This window comes from Capnocytophaga endodontalis (assembly GCF_002209445.1).
Taxonomy (GTDB): Bacteria; Bacteroidota; Bacteroidia; order Flavobacteriales; family Flavobacteriaceae; genus Capnocytophaga; species Capnocytophaga periodontitidis.
Genome location: NZ_CP022022.1, coordinates 1,522,384 through 1,546,261 on the forward strand (window position 1 = coordinate 1,522,384; position 23,878 = coordinate 1,546,261).

The following is a 23,878-nucleotide window of genomic DNA, read 5'->3' on the forward strand; positions in this document are numbered from 1 at the left end:
GTGATACTCATTTCGGATGGTGAAGCGCAAAAACTCTATTACCTACACCGCGACTATCTCGGAAGCATTGTAATGCTCACCGATGAAGACGGCAATATAGCTGAAAGACGCCATTTTGACCCTTGGGGACAACCCATAAAAGTAGAAGACGGCGCAGGTAACACCTTAGACAAACTTACCCTATTAGACCGTGGTTTTACAGGACACGAACACTTGCAAACGGTAGGACTTATCAATATGAATGCTCGTTTGTACGACCCAGCCTTACACCGTTTCTTACAACCCGACAACTACGTACAAGACCCTTTTAACACCCAAAACTTTAATAGATATGGGTATTGTATGAATAACCCGCTGGTATATGTGGATGAGAATGGAGAATTTATTATAACAGCTATTATAGTAGGTGCTATAGTAGGCGCTGTAGTAGGTGCTTATATAGGAGGTTCTCAAGCCAATGGTACATACAATCCTTTTAGGTGGGATTATAGTAGCGGAAATACTTGGCTTGGTATAGGTGGAGGAGCTCTGATAGGCGGAGTCTCAGGAGCAGCTGCTACTTATGTAGGAGGATTAGCGGCAACAGGATTAGCTACTTATGGAATTACTGGTGGAATAGTAGGAGGAGCAGCTGTAGGAGCAGCTAGTGGAATAGTAGGAGGAGCAATAAGTGGTGGTTTTATGTCTTTATTACCTGGAGGAAATGGTAAGTTTTGGAGTAGTGCTGGTTGGGGAGCTTTGTCTGGTTTTGTAGGAGGAGCTATATTAGGAGGAGCTACGGGAGCTCTTACCACCCCTAAAGGGCATAATATTTGGACAGGACGAGAAATTCCTCAACCTGTTCAAACTTTAGAAACAACACCAATGGGTGTTCATTTAGATGTAGAAAATAACATAACAGGTAATTTAGAACTAAAAGCTCCAACTTCAGTATCTTTAGAAATACAACAACCTAAGTTAATTCCTATAAGACCTCTTGATGAAAATCTTAAACTTTTAACTCCTGGACTTAAATTAGCTGATAATAAATTGGCTCAACACGCTTATCAATGGGGAATTGGAGAGAAAGGGATAGCCTTAACAAAGACTCAATTAGGTGCAATGAGAAAAATAGCTAATTATATTTATAAAAATGCAAGTACAATACGTCAGGGAACTTGGGGTAATCCTGATTCTGGAGGTTTTTATAATGCATTATTTTATTCTAATGGACGACATGTTATTGTTACAAGGTCAGATGGGACAATGATCACAATATTAAAAAATGCTACTGGTAATAAACATTTTAATAACGCTACAACTATATGGCAACGATAGAACAAATAAAAGACTATAAAATATGCAATATAATAGAAGTAACTTTAGAAGGAATACTTTTAGAATTGCATTTAAACCTCAAACACTTGGACTGTGAAAAATCTATTAGTATCTTGGCTTCTGATGTGGGAGAAACATTGCTTTTTTCAATAGGGAATTATTGGAAAGATAAGAACAATATTAAATATGAAGCATATACTATACAAAGAATAGGTAGTAATTCCTCTTTATCCAAATTAATAGGAGATAAAATTACAAATATTGAGTTTGGCATAGGAAAAACTCTTTATACAGAAGAGCAAGTAATCTATTACATTATGTTGCAAACAAACGATAGTAAATGTCTATTCTTTAATAATGGTGATGAATGCGCCTATTCATTAGATAAAATAAATAAAATTTTAGCCGATGATATCTATGGTTACAAATGGGAAGAGATTCCTCCTTATTTAATTTAAAAGAGAATTTTTACTATGGTTTTTATTTGAACTGAAAAGAATGTGGTAGCTATGAGATGTACGCTTTCAGCACAAGGAGATATTATTCACGTAAAATCAAAATTATGATGACAGACAGGAAACAGTTACTTTTAGACTTAATTCTTTTAAGAGGTAAGCCCCAAGATATAAAAAAAAGAACTTTCTAAATATTCTTGGGATAGTGTGTCTCCTATTGTCAAAATAGATACCCCAGCTGGCGCGAGCTTGTAGCTCGTGCCTACTATAAATAGAGCTTGTAGCTCATACGATTACGATCCCCGATGGGGTAATGCCATCCACCAATACGACGAACGCGGTCGCATTACCGAAAACAGTGCCATAGGTACCTACGAATACACACGTAATGGCTACCAACAACAAAAGCTCACTACCAACGAAGCAGGCGAGATGTATTTAGAAAAATACCCACTACCTACTGTAAGGTATAACGTCTTTAAAGCTCCGGAGCAGATATATGTAAAGGATAAAGAGCGAATAAGCTATGAATACAACGCCTTTGGCGAACGTTCGCACTGCTATTACGGCAATGCCGAAGTAGAAAAAGCCAAACGCCCAATGCTTAAACACTACAGCCACGACGGTAGTGTAGAGATAGTATGTAACAAAACCGATAACAGCATCAAGTTTATACTTTACTTAGGCGGTGATGCCTATAGTGCCCCTGCGATACTCATTTCGGACGGTGAAGCTTCTAAGTTATACTATTTACACCGCGACTATCTTGGAAGTATTGTAATGCTCACCGATGAGAACGGTAATATAGCCGAACGCAGACACTTTGACCCTTGGGGACAAGTGGTAAAAGTGGAAGATGGATCGGGAAAAGTGTTACAAGGTTTAACATTATTAGATAGAGGTTTTACAGGACACGAACACCTCCAAACGGTAGGTCTCATTCATATGAACGGGCGTTTATATGACCCTGCGCTACACCGCTTCTTACAACCCGATAACTTTGTACAAGACCCTTTTTACACTCAAAACTTTAATAGATATGGCTATTGTTTGAATAACCCATTACTTTATACTGACCCTACAGGAGAATGGTTTGTAATAGATGATGCTATTGCGATGTTAGTAGGAGGGGTTGTAAACCTAACTATAAATGCTATACAAGGAAATGTAACTTCTTTCTGGAGTGGTCTTGGTTACTTTGCGGTAGGAGTAGGAGCTGGAGCTGCTAGTTTATATGGAGGACCATTGGCGGCTGGAGCTGTATTAGGTTTAGGAAATAATATTACCTCACAAGTTTCGCAGAATGGATGGAGTAATATCAGTTTAACAAGTGCTATAATAGACACAGGAATAGGAATGGGAAGTGCTTATTTAGGAGGGCAAATATCATCAAAATTTTCAGGAGTATTTTCAAAAGTTTTTAACTCTATCTCAAGTCCAATTCTTAAAAATGTATTGATAAATAGTACTAGTAATGCAGCTTCTGGTTTTCTTCTTTCAGCAGGAATTTCTTTTGCATATACTAAAGATTTTGATCAAGCTTTAAAAGATGGTGTTAAAGGAGCTGGCTATGGTTTGGCATTAGGTTCGGCTTTAGGGGTTGTGCAAGGATTTCAGTATGCAAGAGGATATGATCTAAATCCTTGGACAGGAAAAAGGAATGATTTTTTTAAGGGGACTTGGTATTCAGATAGAGTATTAGGAAATATGTTTAATACATCTGATGCTTTTCATAGCTTTCCTGAGAATGTTAAAGCTTTTCAAATGGATGGGGTTGTAACTCCTCTAAAAGGGAAAGATGGTGTTATAGTTCCAATATTAAAAATACCAGGAAGTTACAGAGGAAAAGAAGGATATTTTGAATTTATAAAAGAACGTGATGGAATGATTAATCATAGATTTTTTCGTCCTAATAGTAAATAACATGGAATTAACAGATAAATTAATAGCACTACTAAAAAAAGGAGCTCCTGTATATGGGACAATACAAAAATCTTTTTCAAAAAATGATGCCTTAGAGATTTTAGAAGAGTGTCTAAAGAGTAGAATTGCTGTTTTGGGAGGAGATGTAGTCAATATTAATAATAATGGTTATTTTGAATATAATTATGACAATTGGAGTTATAATAGAAAAAAAGGAGAAAGCGAGGTAGATTATGTATTAAGAAGTATAGAAAAAGCCATTAAATATATATCTAATTATAAACTAAATAATGTTTATTTTTGTATTTCATTTGACATAAAAGACAGTAATACAAATAAATATTTCTTTTTTAAGGATATAACTTTATAATGAGACATTCAAAAGAAATTGTAAATCAAATAAAGATAATAGACGAAGTGCTCTATTCTCTGAACTTACCTTCACACCAAAGCCTATACATACGACCTTTTTCGGTCGGGTACAAAAGGAAATGACCACCGCAGAGGCAGCAGGCAAACGCGCGAGTGCAATGGTGCAATACCGCTATCAAAATGGTGAACTCGTGGAAATGAAGGACGACAAGGGTGTAACTCTTTGGAAACTCAGTAGTGAAAACCCTTATGGACAACCCCTCATAAGTCATAAAGGCAATGTAAAAGAGACGTATACCTACGACAAAGGTTTCCCTGTAAGTCAGCTGCTACAAAATGAGGACAAGGCTATAGGCGCACTTACGTGGCAGTTTAACCCTCAAAAAGGACTATTAGACAGCCGTCAATACAGCTTTTGGGGTAAACAAGAGGATTTTAGTTATGATAATTTAGATCGCCTTACGGCTTGGGGCGATGCCAATACTCCGCCGCAAACCCATAGCTACGACGAACGCGGTCGCATTACCGAAAACAGTGTCATAGGTACCTATGAATACACGCGTAATGGCTACCAACAGCAAAAGCTCACCACCAACGAAGCAGGTGAAACCCATTTAGAAAAATACCCTTTACCTATTGTAAGGTATAACGCTTTTAAAGCCCCTGATCAGATATATGTAAAAGACAAAGAACGCATTAGCTTTGAATATGATGCTTTTGAGAGCAGAGCCGCGATGTACTACGGCAATACAGACCCTGAAAAACAAAAACGCCGTTATGTTAAACATTATAATCACGATGGTACTTTTGAAATCAAGCACGACCGTACTACAGGGCTAACACAATTCTATATTTACTTAGGTGGTGATGCCTATACTGCACCTGCAGTGCTCTCAGTTACTGATGATAGTGAAAAATACCTATACTTGCATCGCGACTATTTGGGTAGTATCACCCTTATCACCGATAATGCAGGTAATGCAGTAGAGAGACGGCACTTTGATGCTTGGGGTAATATCACAAGTTATTGGAATGCTGAAGGGAAAACCACTGTCCCTGCGGAAGGTATATTGTTAGACCGAGGCTATACAGGGCACGAACATTTATTGAGTGTAGGACTTATCAATATGAATGCTCGCTTATACGACCCAGCCTTACACCGTTTCTTACAACCCGATAACTTTGTACAAGACCCTTTTAACACCCAGAATTTTAATAGGTATGGGTATTGCTTGAATAATCCGCTGGTGTATGTAGATCAGGATGGGGAATTCTTTTGGATTCCTGTAATTATAGGAGCTGCAGTAGGTGCTTATATGGGATCTGTCCAGGCAAATAATGGGGAATTTAACCCATTTAAATGGGATTATAGTAGAGCTACTTGGATCGGTCTTGGTGGAGGGGCTCTCATTGGAGGACTTTCAGGAGGTGTTGGTGCTGCTCTTGGTGGAGCTGTTGCAGGAGGAACATCATTAGTTTCCTCAATGATAGGTGGTGCAGCAAGCGGTTTAATCTCAGGAGCTGGATTCTCTATTTTACCTGGTGGAGGAGGCAAGGTATTGCAAGGAATGGGAGTAGGTCTACTATCAGGTGCCATAGGAGGCTTAGTAGGAGGTGCTATTGGAAAAGTTTCTAATGTAGTATTAGGTAATTACAACATAACAAATCCTTTGCTTAAATCAGCTGTACTTGGTTTTGCTTCTGGAGCTGCAGGTGGATTTGCAGGAGGATTTATTGGTGGTTTTGTGCAAACAGGAAATTTAGAAGCTGCTTGGAAAAGTGCACTTTCAGGAAGTGGTACAGGAGCTGCTGTAGGGGCAATTTCCGCAATGGCTGGAAATTATATAGTAAACAGAAAACTACTAAAAGATGGTATAAGATTGAATAGAGAGTTAAATGCATTAGAATTTAATTCTGACTACGATTTTACGCCAGACCCTATGGGCGATAATGTAACGCTGTATAGAGGTACTACAGGTAGTGAAGGTAAAGGAAGTCCTTTGTTTATGACTGATAATGCTGAATATGCCCGTTCTTATATCAAAAATGGAGGAAGTCTTGTAAAGGTTACGATATCAAGATTTACTTTAAAGCAAATGATAGAGGGAGGAAATATAATAAAATATAATGGAGAACATGGCACAGTGAATGGTTACGAATACCAAATACAACCTAAATACGTTCCTACTTTTATAAAATTGTTTAATAAATAAAATATTTATAAGTTATGTTTAATTTCTTCAAAACAAGATTAAAAAAGAAAAAAGAGAAAGAATTTTGTTGTGATTTATTTAAAAATTATTATTCTCTTAGAGATCAACAAGCTCCTAAGATTAGAATTGTAAAATTTGCTGAAAGATATTCGAAAAAAGAAATTGAATATTTTCCCATCAAAAAAGAAGAAAGACTAAAGAAGATTATACAAATTAACAAACGAAGACGTTTTTTTATCTTTATAGATATATATGAGGTTTTCGATTTTTCAGAAGTAGTTTCAATACAAATTCATTTCTGTCCTTTTTGCGGCACTAATTTACATTCATTTTATAATGATGATATATATGTAAATGAATATGTAGATTGAAAAATATTTTGTACCTCTGCATCGTGACTTAAGTACATTGAAATATTATAGACACTAACTAAGCAAGGCACTTTGATGCCTGGGGCAAAGTGTTAAGCATCACTGACGGCAACGGCAATAAGTTAGAAAACTTACTACTTGACCGCGATTATACAGGGCACGAGCATTTGGCAAGCGTAGGTTTAATTCATATGAACGGGCGTTTGTATGCCCCTGCGCTACACCGTTTCTTACAACCCGATAACTTTGTACAAGACCCTTTTAACACCCAAAACTTTAATAGGTATGGATATTGTTTGAATAACCCGCTGGTGTATGTGGATGAGAATGGGGAATTTTTATGGTGGGTAGTTGGAGCGGCAGCTTTGATAGGAGCTTATACTGGAGGAACAATAGCTAATAATGGGGAAGCTAATCCTATAAAATGGAATTATTCTGATAATTGGGGCTATATATTAGGAGGTGCAGCTATAGGTGCTTTAAGTGCGTTCTGTAGCTTCTGCTATAGGACTAGGATCTTTATCTTCTAATGGTGCATTATTAGGTGCTTCAATAGGAGGAGCTGTAGGAGGTGGTATTTCAGGAGCTGGATTTTCAGCAATGGGAGGAAATAATGTCTTTAAAGGATTTTTAAATGGAATGATAAGTGGATTTGTTGGAGGAGCAATAGGATCTTATATTGGAGGGTTTGGAGGAGCCTTTGCTGGAGGTATGAGTGGTAGCTTTACAAACTCAATTCTATATGGAGAAAGTTTTGAAAATGCTTTTTACTCAGGAATTATAGGAGGGGTAATTTCTTATGGTTTATATAATCTCCAGATGAAAAATTCTTATAATCAATATAAAAAGGAAGGAGGAGAATGGAGTTATAAACAATATAGAAAAATCAGTACGGCTTCTCAACGATCTTTTGCAAGGGAAAAGGAATTTGGTGGTTGGATTACTAATGATGATGTTTTAATAGATCCTTCATCAGGAAGAGGAAAAGATTTTCATGCTCCATCAACTAAGCCTAATACTGCAATAGGAAGATTTCACACTCATCCAAATAGTGTAAAAGCTGGTTATTTAGAATCTCATAGTTTAAGTGATATTGTAACAGCTGGTTTTGTACAAAAAGTAGATTCCTATGTGATAGGAAGAGAGAATATCTTTAGATATGATGTATGGAAATACCGTATTGGAGCACATGATTCTACTAATATGAGACTCCCTATGTTCAGATATCCATTTTACAATCCTTTTTGGTTATCAAGTAGTAAATGAAAAAAATGAGGATTTTATTTTTAATATTACTTTCTTTTTTCTATCTTTGTGTAGGTGCGCAAAGTAAAGACACAATTTATACTCAAAATGCAGGAAAAATTGCTGTCTTAGGTAAAAGTGTTGCTTATGTTTACAAAGAGGAACAGATCTCTGAATACAAAGTTAAAGAACTAAGACAGAGAGAAACATTTTTCTACCCTTTACGTTTCATATTGATAGCAACTAATCTCGAAAGGCGTAAAAAGTATGATTATGTTTTCTATGTATACAATACGCATCAAGAAATTATACCTGATATTATACTAAAAAATAAAAATAAAGAAAAAATATTAAGAAAAATAGAATAGAAAAATTAGTATTTCATAAAGGGGTAAAAGATAAAAAATGTATTACAACTTTAAGTATATAACTTTATGATGAGATATTCAAAAGAAATTGTAAATCAAATAGAGATAATAGATGAAGTACTTTATTCTCTGAACTTACCTTCAATTTTGAAGAATAAATATTTCGTAACAGACACTATAAGCTGTGAAAATTATTTAAAGTTACATTATAATAAACCTAATAACATTTTCTTTTCAATAATATTAAATTCCTTTGAAATACAAATAGATATTGATGAAGCAAAAGAAATATTAGATTTATCACTTTCCTCTCCAAAAGAAGAAAAATACTTTAAAGAATTTGTGAAAATTCTTTTTACATCTTTTATTAGAATAAAAAAATACGGTAAATATTACATTAAGATTAGTTTTTTCAATCAGAAAAGAGAATGCGTTAAAACGATAAGATACATTAAAATTAATTCTTTTTCTTTAAATTTTAAAGCTACTTTAAAAGAATATGCTCCTTTGTATTTATCTTGGTAAGATAAGACTATAATAAAAGTTCTGGTTTAAAATTTCGTACGTTTACTTTTAAAAGGATAATTTCAAAAGTATCAAAGAAATTATAAAGGCGCTGTCCAAAAAGTCTCAAAATCACTTTTGCGTCGCTACACTTTGCCAAAGTTTTAATTGCTCGTCGTGCTACGACCTTTGGCAAAGTTGATTACTCTGATTATCAATAGCTTTTGTAGTATGTTATGTAAGGGTGTTTTGCAAACGCCCACATAAATAAAACTTTTCGGACACCCTCATAGTAGTATGAAAATAGACAGAGAACTTAAACAAGAAATTAACAAAGAATGGCAAAGTGCTTTCCCTCAATTAACATAAGTTCGAATATAACAGAACATTGATTTACAGCTTTGTAACATAATATATTTACAAAATAATTCACCGTCAGGTGAAAATTCGTGAGATAATAAAAAATAAAGACTTTTATACACTCCCAATTTCGTGAAAATTCGTGAAATTAGTGGGAGATTTAAAATATTTTGCTGCTTTTTAAACAACTACTTATCGAACTCTCATTATTTTATTAAGAGTTAAGAAAAAAAGCCTCTTTTGAGAAGTCTGCAAGAGTGGAGTATGTGAGGAATTGGGGTGCGTTTTTTAAAAACGAATACCGCAAAAAATCGTCATTCGTAACTCGTCATTCGTAATTATTTATTATCTTTGCCCCAATTAAATTAATTATTATTACAATGAAGTTAAAACATATCACCCTTTTAGCAGCAGCATCTTTAGTGTTAGCTGCCTGCAACAATCCTCAAACCCCTGTACAAAAAGAGGCACAAACCCCTCAGAAACCGTTGATTAGCTATGTAGACCCATTCATCGGTACTGGCGGACACGGACATACTTACCCTGGGGCAACTACGCCTTTCGGTATGATACAAGTCAGCCCAGTGAATGGGCTCAGCAACTGGGATTGGTGCTCTGGTTACCACTATTCCGATAGCCTTATGGTAGGTTTCGGACATTTGAGCCTTAGTGGTACGGGGATAGGCGACTTAAACGACATCTTGCTAATGCCTACTACTAAAGAGTATGATCTCAGCGTACTGAAATATGGTCGCAAAGAGCAATATCCCGTGAATGCCCAAGAGTTTCGCGATATGGTGCCTTACAAATCGAAGTACAGCCATAAGAACGAAAAAGCAGAACCTGGTTATTACCAAGTGTATTTAGAAGACCCTAAAGTGAATGTAGAACTCACTGCGGCACAACGTTATGCCGTACATCGTTATACTTTTGAAAAAGGAGCAGAACAGTCTGTAATTTTGAATTTAGGATTTGCTATCAACTGGGATAGCCCTACCAAAACTTTTTTTAGCCAATCACGTAAGAAGTTAGACGCTAATAATAACGGCAATATTATTACAGGTTATCGTTATAGTACTGGCTGGGCTGAAAACCAAAAAGTGTTCTTCGCAATTCAGTTTTCTAAGCCTATAAAAAATATTACCTATCAAAAACATAAAGATGATGTTACCTCAGGGCAAATCTTCTTTGATAATACTGATGAGAAGTTAGAGGTAAAAGTAGCTCTTTCGTCAGTAAGTGAAGAAAATGCTTTAGATAACTTGGAGTTATATAACGATCCTAATTTTGATAAAACCAAATCATTAGCACAACAGCAATGGGAAAAGACCCTTAGCAGTATAGTAGTAGAAACCCCTATTGATTCTCTCAAAACCATCTTCTATACTGCCCTCTATCACGCGCAAGTAGCGCCTGTAACTTTTTCTGACAAGAATGGATGGTTTAGATTGCAAAACGATGAAATTGTAAAAACCGAAGGTACTGCTTATTCTACCCTTTCTCTGTGGGATACTTTCCGCGCCGAGCATCCACTGCTTACCCTTTTGCAACCCAAAGTAACTGCCGATATTATCAACTCGATGCTGGCCTACTATCAGGTGCATAAAGTATTACCTGTTTGGACGCTCTACGGCAATGAAACCAATACAATGACGGGTTATCACTCGGTAGCAGTGATTGCCGAAGCCTACCTTAAAGGGGTACGTGGTTTTGATGCTGAAAAGGCTTATGAAGCAATGAAAACTACAATGATGCAAGATGGTCGCGGACTCAAAGCGTACAAAAAATATGGTTACATTCCTTATAACGCAGGGGTAGACGAGTCGGTTACCATTACCCTTGAATACGCTTACGACGACTGGTGTGTGGCGCAAATGGCTAAAGCCTTAGGTAAAAACGAAGATGCCGACTTCTTTACCAAACGCTCTGAAGCCTATGCTCACCTATTTGATAAAGAAACGGGCTTTATGCGTGGTAAAAGTACCGACGGTAAATGGCGCACACCTTTTGATCCTAAACGCTCCGACCACCGCGAAAACACCGACTATACTGAAGGCAATGCTTGGCAACACAGTTGGTTTGTGCCTCACAACGTACAAGGACTTATCAACCTATTTGGAGGCAATGAACCTTTTATAGCGCACTTAGAAAAACTCTTTACCGAAAGTTCTGAAATCACCGGTGATAACATCTCTGCTGATATTTCAGGACTTATAGGTCAGTATGCACACGGCAATGAACCTAGCCACCATATTGCTTATATGTTCAACGTAGCAGGACAACCTAAGAAAACTCAATATTGGATAGATCGCATTTTGCAAACTCAGTACAACACTACCCCTAACGGACTTAGTGGTAATGAGGATTGCGGACAAATGTCGGCTTGGTACATTTGGAGTGCTATGGGCTTATACCCTATGAATCCAGCTTCAACCGAGTATCAATTTGGTCGTCCACTATTTGATAAAGTAACCATACATTTACCTAACGGAAAGACTTTTACAATCATTGCTAAAAATGTGTCTAAAGACAATAAGTATATCCAATCTGTAAAACTCAACGGCAAGGAATACTCTCAATGGCATATTTCTCACCAAGACCTTCTAAAAGGTGGTGAATTAGTTTTTGAAATGACAAACAAATAATACCTAATACTATGGAAGCAACCCTTTTAGAAACTCCTGAAATAATGGAATCACAAAACACAGAAAAAGTAGTTCACGAAAAGAAAAAATCTCTTTGGGACTATATGATGGAGAGTACTCCAAAATACACTATAAACAAAGAAGATGAAGATTTAATTTTTGGTTCTAATATGTGGGTCAAATTAATGCAAGAAGAAGTTTTAGACGAAGAATGAATTACTTTTTAGATACCAATATTATTCTGATACTATATTTGAAGAAGTATAAAGAAATAGAATCCTTTATACAAAGTATCCTTACCAATAGTCAAAATTCTTTTTATGCGAGTACAATTTCTTTGTTAGAAATTGTTCAACTCTATCGAAAAAAGAAAATTATTGAGCTTGATTATGAAGTTTTTGATATAGGAGACAAATTGATAGATAGTATATCAAATAACCTGCCTACTATAGAAATACTTCCTTTTGAATATAGAGAAGCTCGTATCGCAAGTAGATTAACGTTCGTGCCTAATCACAAAGATCCTAACGACCTTGCAATCATAGCACACGCTATAAGTGAACAAATGCCTATCATTAGTTGTGATGATAAATTTCCTGAATATGAACCTCAGGGAATTACTGTAATCCACAACCATCGTAGTACTAAATAAACAAATGAAAAGAAATATCTTAATCACAGGAGGAGCTGGCTTTATCGGCTCTCACGTCGTGAGGCTATTTGTAAACAAATACCCCGACTATCACATTTTTAACTTAGACAAACTTACTTATGCAGGTAACTTAGAAAACGTTGCCGATGTAGCCAATGCCCCTAACTATACCTTTATACAAGCGGATATTTGCGACTACGAGCGTATGAAAGCCCTCTTCGCTGAAAATCATATCGATGGAATCATTCACCTTGCTGCCGAAAGTCACGTGGATAGAAGTATTGAAGACCCTTTTATCTTCGCAAAAACAAACGTAATGGGTACTTTGAGCCTCTTGCAAGCAGCTCGTGAAGTGTGGAAAGATAATATGCAAGGCAAACGCTTTTATCACGTCTCTACCGATGAGGTATATGGAGCTTTAGAAATGGGTGATACGCTCTTTACAGAACAAACCCCTTACGACCCTCAATCTCCTTATTCGGCATCTAAAGCTTCCTCAGACCATTTTGTGAGAGCTTACCATAACACTTACAAATTGCCTGTGGTGATTTCAAACTGTTCTAACAACTATGGTTCTCACCAATACCCTGAAAAGTTAATTCCAGTGTGTATCTATAATATTGTAGATAATAAACCTCTACCTATCTATGGCAAAGGTGAAAATATCCGCGATTGGCTTTTTGTGGAAGATCACGCTCGTGCGATTGATACCATTTTCCACCAAGGAAAAGACGGCGATACCTACAACATTGGAGGCTTTAACGAATGGCGTAACATCGATTTGGTGAAGGTTATCATCAAAGAAGTAGATAAGCAGTTAGGTCGCCCTGAAGGCACTTCCGAAAAGCTTATCACTTTCGTAACCGACCGTGCTGGTCACGACCTCCGTTACGCTATTGATGCTACTAAATTGAAAAATGAACTCGGTTGGGAACCTTCCTTGCAGTTTGAAGAAGGTATCCAAAAAACCGTTAAATGGTACCTTTCTAATAGATAAGAGGTAAGAAGTAAGAGATAAAAAAAAACAGAGGCTACACATTAGTAACCTCTGTTTTTTTCTATTCTATAATTTGCTAATCATCTCATTTGCTAATTTGCCAATTATCTCATCTTTTACACACCACTTGGTTCATATATTTTAGATTTACGATGCTGTATTCGTTCAGTTTGTTTGTTTTTTCTAACTGTTTATAGAAAGCTTTGAGATTTGCTTTCTTGAGCGCTTCGTCTTCAAACTTGCCAAAAACAACTTTAAAAGTAGGTACACGCATCAAAAATTCGTATTCGCCATTAGGTTTTACCAATACTTCTGTGATGTTCTCAGCCATCCATTGGTCGTTTTGTATAAACTGCATCAGTGCGTAGGAGGATTGCCAATACTGTTCGGTATTACCTCTGAGTACAGGTACTCGCGCCGAGTAAGAACTCGAGAGTGGCATCTTCTTCCCTTGGGTATCCATATAGTACACCCCTGCTCCGTCATACACACGAGCGATAGGCTCTCGCTGTTTAATTTTGGCATTTAGGGTGCCATCAATCGTGCAAAACACTTCCGATTTCTCAATCATCACATTGTTGTCTAAGAGCTTTTCGATTTCATTTAGCCGAAGGAGTCCCATCGGTTGTTGTGCTTGAGGATCTTTGAAGATAGTGCGGCGTATAGTCTCATCGGTAACGTACATATTCTCGTCCTGATGGTCTACCACCACCTCTTTCACAATACGCATCTTGTTGCGCCCCGATGCAAATATTTGTATGCAAAAGGGCAAAAAGATGATTACAAGTATTTTTAGTATCTTTTTTATCATAATAGATTTGCTAATTTGCTAATTTCTCAATTTGCTAATTAGTATCGTAGCCAAAACGCCTTAATTGTCGCGCATTGCTACGCCAGTCTTTATTTACTTTCACAAAAAGTTCCAAGTGTATTTGTTTGCCAAAAAACTTCTCTAAATCAGTGCGAGCTTCCACGCCTACTCGTTTTAAGGCTTCTCCTTTATGACCTATGATAATCCCCTTTTGGCTTTCGCGCTCTACCATTATCACTGAGCGAATGTGAATAATCGTCTCGCTATCCGCAAAACTTTCAGTTTCTACTTCTACCGAATAGGGGATTTCCTTCTTGTAGTGCAATAGTATTTTTTCGCGTATAATTTCATTTACGAAAAAGCGCTCTGGTTTGTCGGTGAGTTGGTCTTTAGGGAAGAAAGCAGGTGATTCTGGCAAAAGCTCTATAATGCGGTTGAACACTACCTCTGTCTGGAAGTTGCGCAAAGCTGAAATAGGAAAAATTTCGGCACGAGGCACTTTTTCTTTCCAATAAGCTACTTGTTCTTCCAATGTACTTTGGTCGGAAGTATCCACTTTGTTGATGAGCAACAACACAGGTACGTCCAATTTATTGATGCGATTAAAAAAAACTTCGTCTTTCAGTTCTTTTTCGCCTATTTCTACCATATAGATAAGAATATCAGCATCTTCAAAAGCACTTTTCACAAAGTCCATCATCGAGGCTTGTAAGGCGTATGAGGGTTTGATAATCCCAGGGGTGTCCGAAAAAACCACCTGAAAATCATCACCACTTACGATACCAAAAATGCGGTGTCGTGTGGTTTGTGCTTTAGAGGTGATAATAGAAAGTTTTTCGCCTACAAAGGCGTTCATAAGGGTAGATTTCCCTACATTAGGGTTCCCAATGATATTTACAAATCCAGCTTTATGCATCTGTTAATTGTCAATTGTTAATTGATTGTATCATTCCTTTCCCCCAGTGTGGGTGATTAGGCGTTTTAGGAGTGAAATGGTTAAATTTTTCTAAGGCTATTTTAACTATAGGTTCTGCTTTTTCCTTGCCACCACCTAATATTTTAGGTTTATAGTAAATGCCGATAGCACGAATCACATAAGGACGTGGGTTTTCAGCATTTGCCTTGATAGCTTTTTCAATGTATGCTTTACATATTTTTCCGTATTTAGCTCCGCGAAACATCGGGTTTACTTTCACTTTAGCACTGTTCAGATAGGCGTATAAGGCATTGATTTCCGATACATCGGCATCAGGTTGTTTTTCAGCTATCTTCAAATATTTCTCCGCCTGATTGCAATAACTATCAATCATATCTCCCTGCGACATATCAGCGAGACGTATGTTCACATAAGCCGCATAGTAATTCGCGAGCCAATGCGAAGCCGCTGAGGTAGCAAGAGACTCAAAATCTTTAGCTAAAGTCTGTAATTCTTTAGTAGTATAGCTTTTGTCAAGGAGTTTCACTTTTTCAGTAAGTGTTGCCTCCACATCCTGCCCCAAAACTACAGAACAAACTAATAGCAGAAAAAAAGTAATATATCTATTCATTCGTAATTCGTAATTCGTCACACGTCATTATCTCCTTCCTTTCGGTTTTTTGGCAGGTGCCGATGGAGTAGGAGAGGAGGTGGTTTTTGGAGTTTCTACCTCTTCTTTCTTTTTCTCCTTTTTGTAAAGAGGAATCAGGTAGCTGAGCGTGTAGTTGAACCCTACGCCAAATCTGCTTCCTTCGTACACTCTGCCGAAAGCAGGAATATAGTAGTTAGGAAAACCACTGTTGTTCGTTTGTGCTACCAATAGCCCTACGCGCACACTTGCCCCCGCATAGAGGTTGCGCAAGAGTTCCGCTTTGATGCCTACAACTAATTCCAACCAATGTGCTGTACGTCCGTCGTATTTTTTTAGGAAAGAAGGATCAGAGCCTATGATATTTTCAGTCCAATATTGGTTGTCCTTGTGGATTGTATAGGAAGTGAGGTCTTGAGAGAAGAGCGAAATGCCATAGCGAGCCCCTACGTAAATCATATTTTCCATACCATACCAATTGCCGTAGGTATTATAATCAAAACCCGCACGCAAAAACTGGCCTTGGGTAGTATAAGTATAAAAATCCTCGTTTTTACTTCTCTTTTCGTGTCCTAATTCTGCCGCGAAATAGTGGTTGGTTGTCAAGCGGTAATCGCCTACCAACTCAAGTCCGTAGTAATCTTTATCAAAAAAAGGACGTACCAACTTACTCAAGTCGGCACCCACGCGCAAGCCATACCGTTGTTTGTACACAGGGGCTTGTTGTTTTTCGGGTAAGGCGATGGTAGTTTGTGAAGTCGTACGGGTAGCCGTTTGTGCCTTTAAGCCTGCAACCCATAACATACTAATGATACAAATGTATATGAGCTCTTTTTTCATTATCTACGGTAGTGTTCTTGATGTTCAGACCTTTCAGCCAAGAGTTACTTGCATCTTGAATAGTAGCCGAAAGAGTGTTGTAAGTAATTTTTACCCCGCAAGCCTTGCTTACGAACGATTGTTTGGGAGTATAAGTGAGGGTAAGAGTTGCTGTACTGGTAGTTGTGCCCGAAACCACCGTTTGAAACAGATAAGTGGTAGGTGATTCCAAGCGCAAGGGCAAAGCAAGTGAATCTAAAGTAGTGTTGCTCACCAAAGGAGTCGTGTTACCCTCGCCATAAACCGTAAGATTTGCTACGCTAAAAGGCGTGCGAGTGTTGTTTGGGTTATAAAAACGCACCACTAAGCGAGGGGTATTTACGTTGTGGTCGCAAAGATCATCCGACTCACAGCTTATCAACGCTGAAAGTGAGAGAATTAGAAAAGATATGAAGATATTTTTTTTCATTAGAAAATATAAAGTTGGCGCAAAGATACAAAACAATTGATAATTAACAATTGCTTATAAACAATTATTTACTATCTTTGTCCTTTAAACTTTTTACTTTTCACTATACAGATGGCAAAGAAAAAGAAAACCCTCCCCGCTAACTTCTACGAACTATTAGAAGCTAAAGATTTAGACGCACTTAAAGCGGTCTTCAACGAATGTGAATTAAACGCTTATGACCGTCGTTCATTTAAGACCCCTGCGCTTTCTTTTTATAAGATTCCGCTGGAACTAATGGACTGGCTCATCGCCCAAGGGGCAGATATCAATGCGAGAGATGAATACGACCGCACGCCGTTACACTATCACGCCCAAGTAAATAAAGTAGAAAAAGTAGCCCTATTATTAGAAAAAGGTGCTGATATAGAGGCGCAGGACAGATACAAGAATACCCCCCTGCTCTTTGCTGAATACCACGCTGAAGTAGCTGAGTTACTGATTGAAAAAGGTGCTAATATCAATGTAAAAGACGATAAGGGGCATAATGTGATAGAGCGTACACTCATAAGCGCAAGAGGAGGCTATCTGCCCAAAGCCCTCAAAGCTATTAAAATATATTTGAATGCTGGATTGAAGCCTACCAAATATGCTAAAGAACGACTGACTATCATAGGAGAAGACTTTGAATTTCGCCGTGCTGATACGGATGCTGAATGGTTAGAAGAAGCAGATGCTGCCCTCCAAGAACTATATAAACTCTTCAATGTGCCTCCTATACCTCGCCGTATACAACACGATGGCAAATCCGCTATTATACTGGCAGGTCATACGTGGGAAGAGCATTACGAGCAGGCGTGGACACTTTTGGTGCCCGGTAGTGGTAGCGCAACTACGGTACAAGGTGAGGTAGTACGTATTGCAGGTAGAGTGAATGATGAACTTTTGCGCAATGCTATGGGCAACTGGGATAAGGAATACCGCAAGATGCTCACCGCTATTAACAGTTACCTGCAACAAGGTAATCCTCTCTCGGAGAGTGAACTCGCCGAAGTAGCCGATATTCAAAAACACATCTTGGAAGACGACGGCACTGGCTCCCAACGCCTATGCGAATTGGCGACCGCTTGGGTAGTACAGAACCCAGAGCCTATTGCCTTAGGTAAAGTGAATTATAAGTATTAGGGGTCAGGTGTCAGGTATCAGGTGTCAGGCGTCAGGCATCTGATTTGTCTGCCCCGTCTGCCCCGTCTGATGTCTATTATTAACAATATCATACAAACTTATAAATGAATAACAATACACCATCTCTTTGGCAGAAGATACAACAATCATTACTTGCTATTGCGCCTTCAATAGGCAAAAGTTTTCAAAAACCTGCTGAGGAGGCTCAAATTAAAGCGCTAGAAGATGCTATAGCGCAACCCCTCCCTGAGAGTTTCAAAGAGTATTTGCGTACTTTCAACGGACAAGAACAAAGCGATAGACCCCACTATTTTATGGGGTATAACTTATTGCTTCCTATAGATGAAATTATTGAGACCTACCAAATGCAGGTGGAGGACTTTGAAGGGGAATTTATTGCTGATGACATCAATCCTAATAAAATTCAACCCGTATTATGGGATAAAGGTTGGGTTCCGTTTACAGATTTTGAGGCGACAACTCGTATTTGCATAGATCTCAACCCCGCTACCAATGGGGTGAAAGGGCAAGTGATTATGCTATACCCTGGAATTGATTACCAAAGTGATGAGGTGGTATTAGCCAATTCTTTTGAAGAGTTCACTCAGAAAATATGGAATATATTAGACGCAAAGGACTATTCTTTTGAAGAGGGGATTATAGAACAAGATTTTTTAATTTAAAAAACACCATACAATGACCTTAGTAGAACAATACCTTGAAGGCTTGAAACAAGCCTATATCGATAATGGCGGAGAAGAAGCGTGGCAAAACCTTATGGATACAGCCCACGGCGCTACTGAAGCCGATTTGCAACTTCTCCGCAATCGTTACCCACAAGTGCCAGAGAGTTTGCTGGACTTACTCCGCCGTATTGACGGCACTTATTGGCGTGAATATGAAAAAGGCACAGTGAGCGACCTTATTTTAGGCGCTGATGAGGATATGGGAGATTATCCTTATTATCTGCTTTCGGCTCACCAGATTGTAGAAACTCAAAATGAAGCCTTTGATTTTTATGCTGATTATATCAATCGAGAGTATGAAGAGGTAGAGATAGACAATCGCATTACAAGTGATGCTTCACAACTTCATAATTGGTTGCATTTTTCCGATTGTATGAACAATGGCGGCACCTCACAGCTTTTTATAGACTTTTCGCCTTCTGCTATAGGCAAAGTAGGGCAAGTAGTGCGATTCCTTCACGACCCCGATGAAATAGTAGTCATTGCCGACAGCTTTGATGATTACCTAAAAATGCTTATGAAAAATGGCTATTGCTTTGTAGATGAAATGAATTTTGAGGAATAAATAAAAAAAATTATGCCCTATGAACAATAATGTTATCACTGCGCAAGAGCGCAAAAACAAGAGTATCGCAATACTTGTGTCGCAAGGAGTACCTTATATAGAACATTTGCCCTTTCGTTATGAAACAGAGGAAGTAACCCCTCGTGATAAAAAAGAAGTCATAGAGCGGGCGGTATGCTCATTTGCTTCTATAATGTGTGCTTTATCTATCAGTAAAGGTGAATATTCCCAAGAGGATAGAGTATATGCGGAAGATTTTCTTTCGGAAAAATACAATGTCCTTGAGTTGCTAACCCCTGTGGAACAGCAGGTGATTGCAGGTACTATAAGTGAGGCAGGAGCTATGAATGCCACTTGGAAATACGAGTCATTATGGGTATTACTATGGGCTCTGGGCATCGTAGAAGAACTATCATTCCCCAATGAGATTTGCGATTGCGATTTGATAATGGATACAATGGGCGAGTTTGAGGGGCTTGATGACTTTATGGCACATACCACCCTGCGCCCCATAGAAGAAATCTTACAAGCCTTAGACTTGCACTATCGCTACCACTGGACAACAGTAAATGCTCGTATATACGGTTCAGACTTAGTAGGTTTAGACGAAGATATCGTAATGGAACGCCGTGCAGGTTTAGAATGGTTGTGTTGCAAAGGAGAAGAGAACGACAACCTTACTGATACTTACAACGCTTGGGATTATCCCGAACTAGGCACTTAATAAGTTAGAGAATAGGAAATAGAGAATAGGAATTAGCACCTCGCTGGCGCGAGCTTATAGCTCGTGCCTTGTTAACAATTCAAAATGAAAATCATCTCTAAATTCAAAGATTACTACGACTATAAAGTCGCTGAGTATGGCATAGACGAAAACCTCGTCTATGACCGCCGTTTGCCACCAGAGGTAGGGATGAGCCTCCCTCAGAGAAGTTGGCTCGCCTTTGATGACCCTACCAACGATGAGGCACTGCACTCGGCACTCTATGTGGGCACTGCGCTTGTGCACCTCTTTGCTACACGCTCTAAAATATACACCCATTGGGATTTTGCCGACCCTAACGATTGGCATTACAGCATATATGATTTGTGGTATGGCGACCGCTATGTGCTGATGAATGACGGGAAAGAAATTAGGATAACCTCCTACTTATCGGCTACTTGTGATACCCTGCTGGAACAGATGGAAGCCCCACGCGATCGGAATATCTTTCAGCTGGAAGACCGACCGCCGTGGCTGGTGTTAAAAAGTCCGTTGTTGCTCATTTACAACAAAGACCACAGAGGAGATAATAGAGCAACCTATTATGTAAATTTGCAGGAACTCGGCATCTATATCGATCCCGATTTTGTATGGCAGCACATCGTGCAATACCTTTCCGACCTCAAAACCCAAGCCGAGCAATCGCCTGAATTGCCCAACGACCTAAAAATAGACAGCAAAGGTTTTGACAAAAAACGCTCTTTCCGCCCCAAAATGAAGTAATATTAAAAAGTGAAATTCGTCTGACTTGTCTGTCCCGTCCGACTCGTCAGCCCCAAACCCCTAAAACAAATGAAAGAACAACTCCACCGCATTCAGCAAAAGCTCTCCCAAGCCAAAGCCGCCGATAAGAATTTAGAAGTATTTGGTGCCGATGCTCACCAGTACCACCTCAACCCGCCCGTAAGCGAGGCGGAAGTCCTTGCTTTTGAAAAGAAATACGGCGTGCAACTGCCCGAATGCTATCGTGCCTTTATGCTTACTGTAGGCGATGCTAAAGCTAAAAAATCAGACTTTATAGCAGGACCTTATTTCGGCTTGTACGCCTTTGGAACTTCTGTAGATAGCCTACTCTACGAAAAAATAGAAACCTACCTCAAAGCGCCTTGTAATCTTTCTCCTGATATGACTCAAGAAGAATGGGAAAAGCTCTCTGATCCGCTATTGTTCTCTGAAGAAGACGAAGAAGAAGATGATGATAAGTATTTTGCCGAACGAGCAAAAGTATTTGGCGGACTCTTGCCTCTCGGGAGTCAGGGGTGTACCTATGAACACGCCTTGGTGCTGAACGACAAATATGCCGGTCGCGTAGTGAATGTAGATTTAGACCTCGCGCAACCTAAATTTGCTTTCGAAGCCAACTTCTTAGATTGGTACGAACGCTACCTCGACGAGGTGATCTCTGGGCAACTTTTAGACGACCGCCCTACTTGGTTTGGCTACCATCGTGGCGAACCCGCTGAGGTGCTCCTCAATGAATATGAGCACACTACCGACCGCAAAACGCAAACCGACTGCCTCGAGGGGGTATATCATAAAAAACCGCCTTTAGAACCTGCACTATTAGACAAGATAGAAAAGCTCATCGCCTTAAACAACGAAGATAGAGATTTTTTAATTGAAATTCTTAGCCAATCGTGTTATGAGCGAGCCAAACCTTATCTGCAGACTTTGGTAACCAAAGATCCTAAAAAGGTATTTCAGTTCGTATGGTGGTATGCAAAAGACCATTGCGCCGACTGGGTGTCTGTTGTAAAAGAGCTGTTGCCTACCATTACCGACGAAAGAACCTTTGATTTTGCTACCTACCTCCTTACGGAAGGAGATGATAATTTCGAAGAAGTGATCCTGCCTTTCACCGATAATGAGAATCCCCAAATACGTAGCACTGCCTACTATACACTCGGCGAAAGTGAGAAAAGAGAACAGTACCTCGATACTTTTATCAAAGGGCTACAAGAGACCGATACCGGTGTCCTTTGCACAGTTATGCAAGCCCTTTCTGAGATAGATGACGAGCGCTTATTACCTTATTACAAAGCCATAGCCAAACGCTTCCCCGAAGAGAAAGACTATATCCTTTCCAACTTAGAACGCCGCTTAGCTTCTTTTGGTCTCACTATTGAAGAAGCAAGAAAATAAGAAGATGGAACTAAAAAAGACTATAGAGAAGCTTTGGATTACTAAACTCCTCGTTGAAGGACTTAACAAAGCCTTTGCCTATAACGAGTACTTGGGTTGCTTTTTGATGATAACTATTTTCTGTATTATCTATGTGCTAATATTTCCTATAATGTTAGTGGTATTGCCAATTCTTGGGGTAGTCAAATTGTTTAAGAAATAAAGAGTGAAAAATGAACCTAAATAGAATAATACATTCAAGGCTGTTGAACACTACCATTGATAAAGTAATCAAAGTCAATGCCTATAACCCTTTGTTAGGTTTAGTTGTAATAACAATAGCTATTTTTGTTTTCTTTATACTCGTAATCCTTTCAATAATAGTAGGATTACCTATACTTGGCTTAGTGAATTTGTTTAAAAAATTGATAAAATAAAATATGGAATTACAACATTTGTTGGGCAGACTTATTCATTCTCCCGAAATAAAAGAATTTTTAAGTCACTACCATTTGCCTCAAAACCCTAATCCTGAATATGATGCTTACGGCAACTTGTTTTGGGTACGAGTTAATAATGAAGAAAAGACCATTCGCTGCCTTTTTACTGGGTATGTGAGATATGCTCCCGCTTATGGAGAGCCTATGGGTAATTATAACAAGGAAAAAGACCAACTCATTTTGCACGAAATCACCATTTATCCACCAGTAACCCCCAATGGTAAAATTCCTGAAATAGCATTGCCTTTTGGTTTAAACATTGGTGATGATAAAAAGACTATCGAACAGAAGATAGGCAAGAAACTCACCGGTAAAAGTTTAGCTAATGATGGAGGTTCTTTTTACGAGCCTTTCTTTGATGAATTTCGCTTATTATTAGCTTTGGACTCTAAGGAACAATTGTGCTGGCTAACGCTATTCAAATTAGAACTATATGAAAAGGAACGCATCCACCTTAAAGCCCTCCTCAAATCACAAAACAAGAATATAGACCCCAATCGCATTCCCGAAATGCAAGCTTTCCTTTCCGAAACACCTATCACTCAGTGGCGCAAGCGTATGGCTCAGGGTGATGATATGTTTTCAGAAGAAAGCATTACCGCTGTAGAAACAGCCCTTACGGAATATGTACAAACACTTTGTGAGGCGGTACAAAAGAAAAATGCGACTACCGTTTATAATTCTATGGGTAAATTGGTAAAGAAAATCAATAAAATTAATGACAAATACGGACTTATAGAAACAATGGAGCGCGAGGAACTTTGCGAGTGGCTCAATACACTCATACGCAAAACAGGATTGGAATTAGCCGATAATGTAGATATCACCGATGAATACCGCGAGTGGTAAAAAATACAGAAACAATGAAAAAATCATTAGAAAAACTTTAATAATTAATTAGCAAATTAGAGAATTAGCGAATTAGTAAATTGA

General features: G+C 38.5%; 27 protein-coding genes. 22 read left to right on the forward strand and 5 right to left on the reverse strand.

The genetic code is table 11. From position 1 onward, the window contains the following. The 14 genes from CBG49_RS16080 to rfbB all read left to right on the forward strand — a co-directional run bounded on the left by CBG49_RS16080 (position 1) and on the right by rfbB (position 13,422). Positions 1-1,317 carry an RHS repeat domain-containing protein gene (locus tag CBG49_RS16080; protein WP_227002988.1) on the forward strand — a complete coding sequence of 439 codons (1,317 nt, stop codon included), beginning with the start codon at positions 1-3 and terminating at the stop codon, positions 1,315-1,317. Further along, the gene (locus tag CBG49_RS06845; RefSeq protein ID WP_088593909.1) at positions 1,305-1,775 is read left to right on the forward strand and encodes a hypothetical protein; all 471 of its coding nucleotides are present in this window, start codon (positions 1,305-1,307) and stop codon (positions 1,773-1,775) included. Before CBG49_RS16080 ends, CBG49_RS06845 begins: the two co-directional genes overlap by 13 nt. A gap of 255 nt (positions 1,776-2,030) precedes the next feature. Beyond that, positions 2,031-3,695 carry an RHS repeat domain-containing protein gene (locus CBG49_RS06850; protein ID WP_227002989.1) on the forward strand — a complete coding sequence of 555 codons (1,665 nt, stop codon included), beginning with the start codon at positions 2,031-2,033 and terminating at the stop codon, positions 3,693-3,695. A gap of 1 nt (position 3,696) precedes the next feature. Next, the gene (gene imm40, locus CBG49_RS06855) at positions 3,697-4,065 is read left to right on the forward strand and encodes an Imm40 family immunity protein (RefSeq protein WP_009750675.1); all 369 of its coding nucleotides are present in this window, start codon (positions 3,697-3,699) and stop codon (positions 4,063-4,065) included. 121 nt (positions 4,066-4,186) lie between these two features. Next, a complete protein-coding gene (locus tag CBG49_RS06860; RefSeq protein WP_157668373.1) occupies positions 4,187-6,280 on the forward strand; it encodes an RHS repeat domain-containing protein in 2,094 nt (697 codons plus the stop codon). 14 nt (positions 6,281-6,294) lie between these two features. Then, positions 6,295-6,651 carry a hypothetical protein gene (locus tag CBG49_RS06865; RefSeq protein WP_088593910.1) on the forward strand — a complete coding sequence of 119 codons (357 nt, stop codon included), beginning with the start codon at positions 6,295-6,297 and terminating at the stop codon, positions 6,649-6,651. A gap of 89 nt (positions 6,652-6,740) precedes the next feature. Beyond that, positions 6,741-7,181 (forward strand): RHS repeat-associated core domain-containing protein, encoded by a 441-nt coding sequence (locus CBG49_RS06870; protein ID WP_088593911.1) that lies wholly within the window; start codon positions 6,741-6,743, stop codon positions 7,179-7,181. Beyond that, positions 7,135-7,917, forward strand: coding sequence for a hypothetical protein (locus CBG49_RS06875; RefSeq protein WP_088593912.1), 783 nt, complete (start codon positions 7,135-7,137; stop codon positions 7,915-7,917). Before CBG49_RS06870 ends, CBG49_RS06875 begins: the two co-directional genes overlap by 47 nt. 5 nt (positions 7,918-7,922) lie before the next feature. Further along, positions 7,923-8,264: a hypothetical protein gene (locus CBG49_RS06880; protein WP_157668374.1), complete on the forward strand. Its 342-nt coding sequence runs from the start codon at positions 7,923-7,925 to the stop codon at positions 8,262-8,264. Between the two features lie 66 nt (positions 8,265-8,330). Beyond that, a complete protein-coding gene (locus tag CBG49_RS06885) occupies positions 8,331-8,789 on the forward strand; it encodes a hypothetical protein (protein ID WP_088593914.1) in 459 nt (152 codons plus the stop codon). A 719-nt stretch (positions 8,790-9,508) separates the two neighbouring features. Beyond that, positions 9,509-11,773 carry a GH92 family glycosyl hydrolase gene (locus CBG49_RS06890; RefSeq protein WP_088593915.1) on the forward strand — a complete coding sequence of 755 codons (2,265 nt, stop codon included), beginning with the start codon at positions 9,509-9,511 and terminating at the stop codon, positions 11,771-11,773. 11 nt (positions 11,774-11,784) lie between these two features. Next, on the forward strand, positions 11,785-11,988 hold the full coding sequence (locus tag CBG49_RS06895) for a hypothetical protein (RefSeq protein WP_088593916.1): 204 nt from the start codon (positions 11,785-11,787) through the stop codon (positions 11,986-11,988). Continuing rightward, the gene (locus CBG49_RS06900) at positions 11,985-12,425 is read left to right on the forward strand and encodes a type II toxin-antitoxin system VapC family toxin (protein WP_088593917.1); all 441 of its coding nucleotides are present in this window, start codon (positions 11,985-11,987) and stop codon (positions 12,423-12,425) included. Before CBG49_RS06895 ends, CBG49_RS06900 begins: the two co-directional genes overlap by 4 nt. A gap of 4 nt (positions 12,426-12,429) precedes the next feature. Beyond that, complete coding sequence (rfbB, locus tag CBG49_RS06905; protein ID WP_088593918.1) at positions 12,430-13,422, forward strand: dTDP-glucose 4,6-dehydratase; 993 nt, start codon at positions 12,430-12,432, stop codon at positions 13,420-13,422. A 109-nt stretch (positions 13,423-13,531) separates the two neighbouring features. Here rfbB and CBG49_RS06910 read toward each other — a convergent pair whose 3' ends face one another. The 5 genes from CBG49_RS06910 to CBG49_RS06930 are packed head-to-tail and all read right to left on the reverse strand — an operon-like array spanning position 13,532 to position 17,086. Further along, positions 13,532-14,236: a cell division protein FtsQ/DivIB gene (locus tag CBG49_RS06910; protein WP_193433094.1), complete on the reverse strand. Its 705-nt coding sequence runs from the start codon at positions 14,234-14,236 to the stop codon at positions 13,532-13,534. Positions 14,237-14,267: 31 nt separating this feature from the next. Further along, positions 14,268-15,149, reverse strand: coding sequence for a GTPase Era (gene era, locus CBG49_RS06915; protein WP_088593920.1), 882 nt, complete (start codon positions 15,147-15,149; stop codon positions 14,268-14,270). A gap of 10 nt (positions 15,150-15,159) precedes the next feature. Beyond that, a complete protein-coding gene (locus CBG49_RS06920) occupies positions 15,160-15,780 on the reverse strand; it encodes a hypothetical protein (protein ID WP_088593921.1) in 621 nt (206 codons plus the stop codon). Between the two features lie 27 nt (positions 15,781-15,807). Next, positions 15,808-16,638: a DUF6048 family protein gene (locus CBG49_RS06925; RefSeq protein ID WP_088593922.1), complete on the reverse strand. Its 831-nt coding sequence runs from the start codon at positions 16,636-16,638 to the stop codon at positions 15,808-15,810. Further along, a complete protein-coding gene (locus tag CBG49_RS06930; RefSeq protein WP_009750664.1) occupies positions 16,604-17,086 on the reverse strand; it encodes a DUF6452 family protein in 483 nt (160 codons plus the stop codon). Before CBG49_RS06930 ends, CBG49_RS06925 begins: the two co-directional genes overlap by 35 nt. Positions 17,087-17,197: 111 nt before the next feature. On the opposite strand from CBG49_RS06930, the gene CBG49_RS06935 reads away from it, so the two are divergent. The 8 genes from CBG49_RS06935 to CBG49_RS06975 all read left to right on the forward strand — a co-directional run bounded on the left by CBG49_RS06935 (position 17,198) and on the right by CBG49_RS06975 (position 23,794). After that, a complete protein-coding gene (locus tag CBG49_RS06935) occupies positions 17,198-18,250 on the forward strand; it encodes an ankyrin repeat domain-containing protein (protein WP_088593923.1) in 1,053 nt (350 codons plus the stop codon). A 104-nt stretch (positions 18,251-18,354) separates the two neighbouring features. Continuing rightward, entirely contained in the window at positions 18,355-18,933 is a 579-nt protein-coding gene (locus tag CBG49_RS06940) for an SMI1/KNR4 family protein (RefSeq protein ID WP_088593924.1), read from the forward strand. Positions 18,934-18,946: 13 nt separating this feature from the next. Beyond that, positions 18,947-19,561 (forward strand): SMI1/KNR4 family protein, encoded by a 615-nt coding sequence (locus tag CBG49_RS06945; RefSeq protein WP_088593925.1) that lies wholly within the window; start codon positions 18,947-18,949, stop codon positions 19,559-19,561. Between the two features lie 19 nt (positions 19,562-19,580). Beyond that, positions 19,581-20,285, forward strand: coding sequence for a DUF4272 domain-containing protein (locus tag CBG49_RS06950; RefSeq protein ID WP_088593926.1), 705 nt, complete (start codon positions 19,581-19,583; stop codon positions 20,283-20,285). Positions 20,286-20,369: 84 nt separating this feature from the next. Continuing rightward, positions 20,370-21,047, forward strand: coding sequence for a hypothetical protein (locus CBG49_RS06955; RefSeq protein ID WP_088593927.1), 678 nt, complete (start codon positions 20,370-20,372; stop codon positions 21,045-21,047). A 69-nt stretch (positions 21,048-21,116) separates the two neighbouring features. Then, entirely contained in the window at positions 21,117-22,466 is a 1,350-nt protein-coding gene (locus tag CBG49_RS06960) for an SMI1/KNR4 family protein (protein ID WP_088593928.1), read from the forward strand. Positions 22,467-22,470: 4 nt separating this feature from the next. Further along, positions 22,471-22,668, forward strand: a complete 198-nt coding sequence (locus CBG49_RS06965) for a hypothetical protein (protein WP_088595282.1) — start codon at positions 22,471-22,473, stop codon at positions 22,666-22,668. A gap of 217 nt (positions 22,669-22,885) precedes the next feature. After that, the gene (locus tag CBG49_RS06975; RefSeq protein ID WP_088593930.1) at positions 22,886-23,794 is read left to right on the forward strand and encodes a hypothetical protein; all 909 of its coding nucleotides are present in this window, start codon (positions 22,886-22,888) and stop codon (positions 23,792-23,794) included. Positions 23,795-23,878: the final 84 nt, after the last annotated feature.

Coding starts and splice junctions, on each gene's coding strand:
- CBG49_RS06895 (WP_088593916.1), top strand. CDS start 11,785: ATGGAAGCAACCCTTTTAGAAACTCCTGAAATAATGGAATCACAAAAC.
- CBG49_RS06930 (WP_009750664.1), bottom strand. CDS start 17,086: ATGAAAAAAAATATCTTCATATCTTTTCTAATTCTCTCACTTTCAGCG.
- CBG49_RS06900 (WP_088593917.1), top strand. CDS start 11,985: ATGAATTACTTTTTAGATACCAATATTATTCTGATACTATATTTGAAG.
- era (WP_088593920.1), bottom strand. CDS start 15,149: ATGCATAAAGCTGGATTTGTAAATATCATTGGGAACCCTAATGTAGGG.
- CBG49_RS06890 (WP_088593915.1), top strand. CDS start 9,509: ATGAAGTTAAAACATATCACCCTTTTAGCAGCAGCATCTTTAGTGTTA.
- imm40 (WP_009750675.1), top strand. CDS start 3,697: ATGGAATTAACAGATAAATTAATAGCACTACTAAAAAAAGGAGCTCCT.
- CBG49_RS06935 (WP_088593923.1), top strand. CDS start 17,198: ATGGCAAAGAAAAAGAAAACCCTCCCCGCTAACTTCTACGAACTATTA.
- CBG49_RS06880 (WP_157668374.1), top strand. CDS start 7,923: ATGAGGATTTTATTTTTAATATTACTTTCTTTTTTCTATCTTTGTGTA.
- CBG49_RS06885 (WP_088593914.1), top strand. CDS start 8,331: ATGATGAGATATTCAAAAGAAATTGTAAATCAAATAGAGATAATAGAT.
- CBG49_RS06945 (WP_088593925.1), top strand. CDS start 18,947: ATGACCTTAGTAGAACAATACCTTGAAGGCTTGAAACAAGCCTATATC.
- CBG49_RS06845 (WP_088593909.1), top strand. CDS start 1,305: ATGGCAACGATAGAACAAATAAAAGACTATAAAATATGCAATATAATA.
- CBG49_RS06960 (WP_088593928.1), top strand. CDS start 21,117: ATGAAAGAACAACTCCACCGCATTCAGCAAAAGCTCTCCCAAGCCAAA.
- CBG49_RS06865 (WP_088593910.1), top strand. CDS start 6,295: ATGTTTAATTTCTTCAAAACAAGATTAAAAAAGAAAAAAGAGAAAGAA.
- CBG49_RS06940 (WP_088593924.1), top strand. CDS start 18,355: ATGAATAACAATACACCATCTCTTTGGCAGAAGATACAACAATCATTA.
- CBG49_RS06920 (WP_088593921.1), bottom strand. CDS start 15,780: ATGAATAGATATATTACTTTTTTTCTGCTATTAGTTTGTTCTGTAGTT.
- CBG49_RS06950 (WP_088593926.1), top strand. CDS start 19,581: ATGAACAATAATGTTATCACTGCGCAAGAGCGCAAAAACAAGAGTATC.
- CBG49_RS06965 (WP_088595282.1), top strand. CDS start 22,471: ATGGAACTAAAAAAGACTATAGAGAAGCTTTGGATTACTAAACTCCTC.
- CBG49_RS06925 (WP_088593922.1), bottom strand. CDS start 16,638: ATGAAAAAAGAGCTCATATACATTTGTATCATTAGTATGTTATGGGTT.
- CBG49_RS06860 (WP_157668373.1), top strand. CDS start 4,187: ATGACCACCGCAGAGGCAGCAGGCAAACGCGCGAGTGCAATGGTGCAA.
- CBG49_RS06975 (WP_088593930.1), top strand. CDS start 22,886: ATGGAATTACAACATTTGTTGGGCAGACTTATTCATTCTCCCGAAATA.
- rfbB (WP_088593918.1), top strand. CDS start 12,430: ATGAAAAGAAATATCTTAATCACAGGAGGAGCTGGCTTTATCGGCTCT.
- CBG49_RS06955 (WP_088593927.1), top strand. CDS start 20,370: ATGAAAATCATCTCTAAATTCAAAGATTACTACGACTATAAAGTCGCT.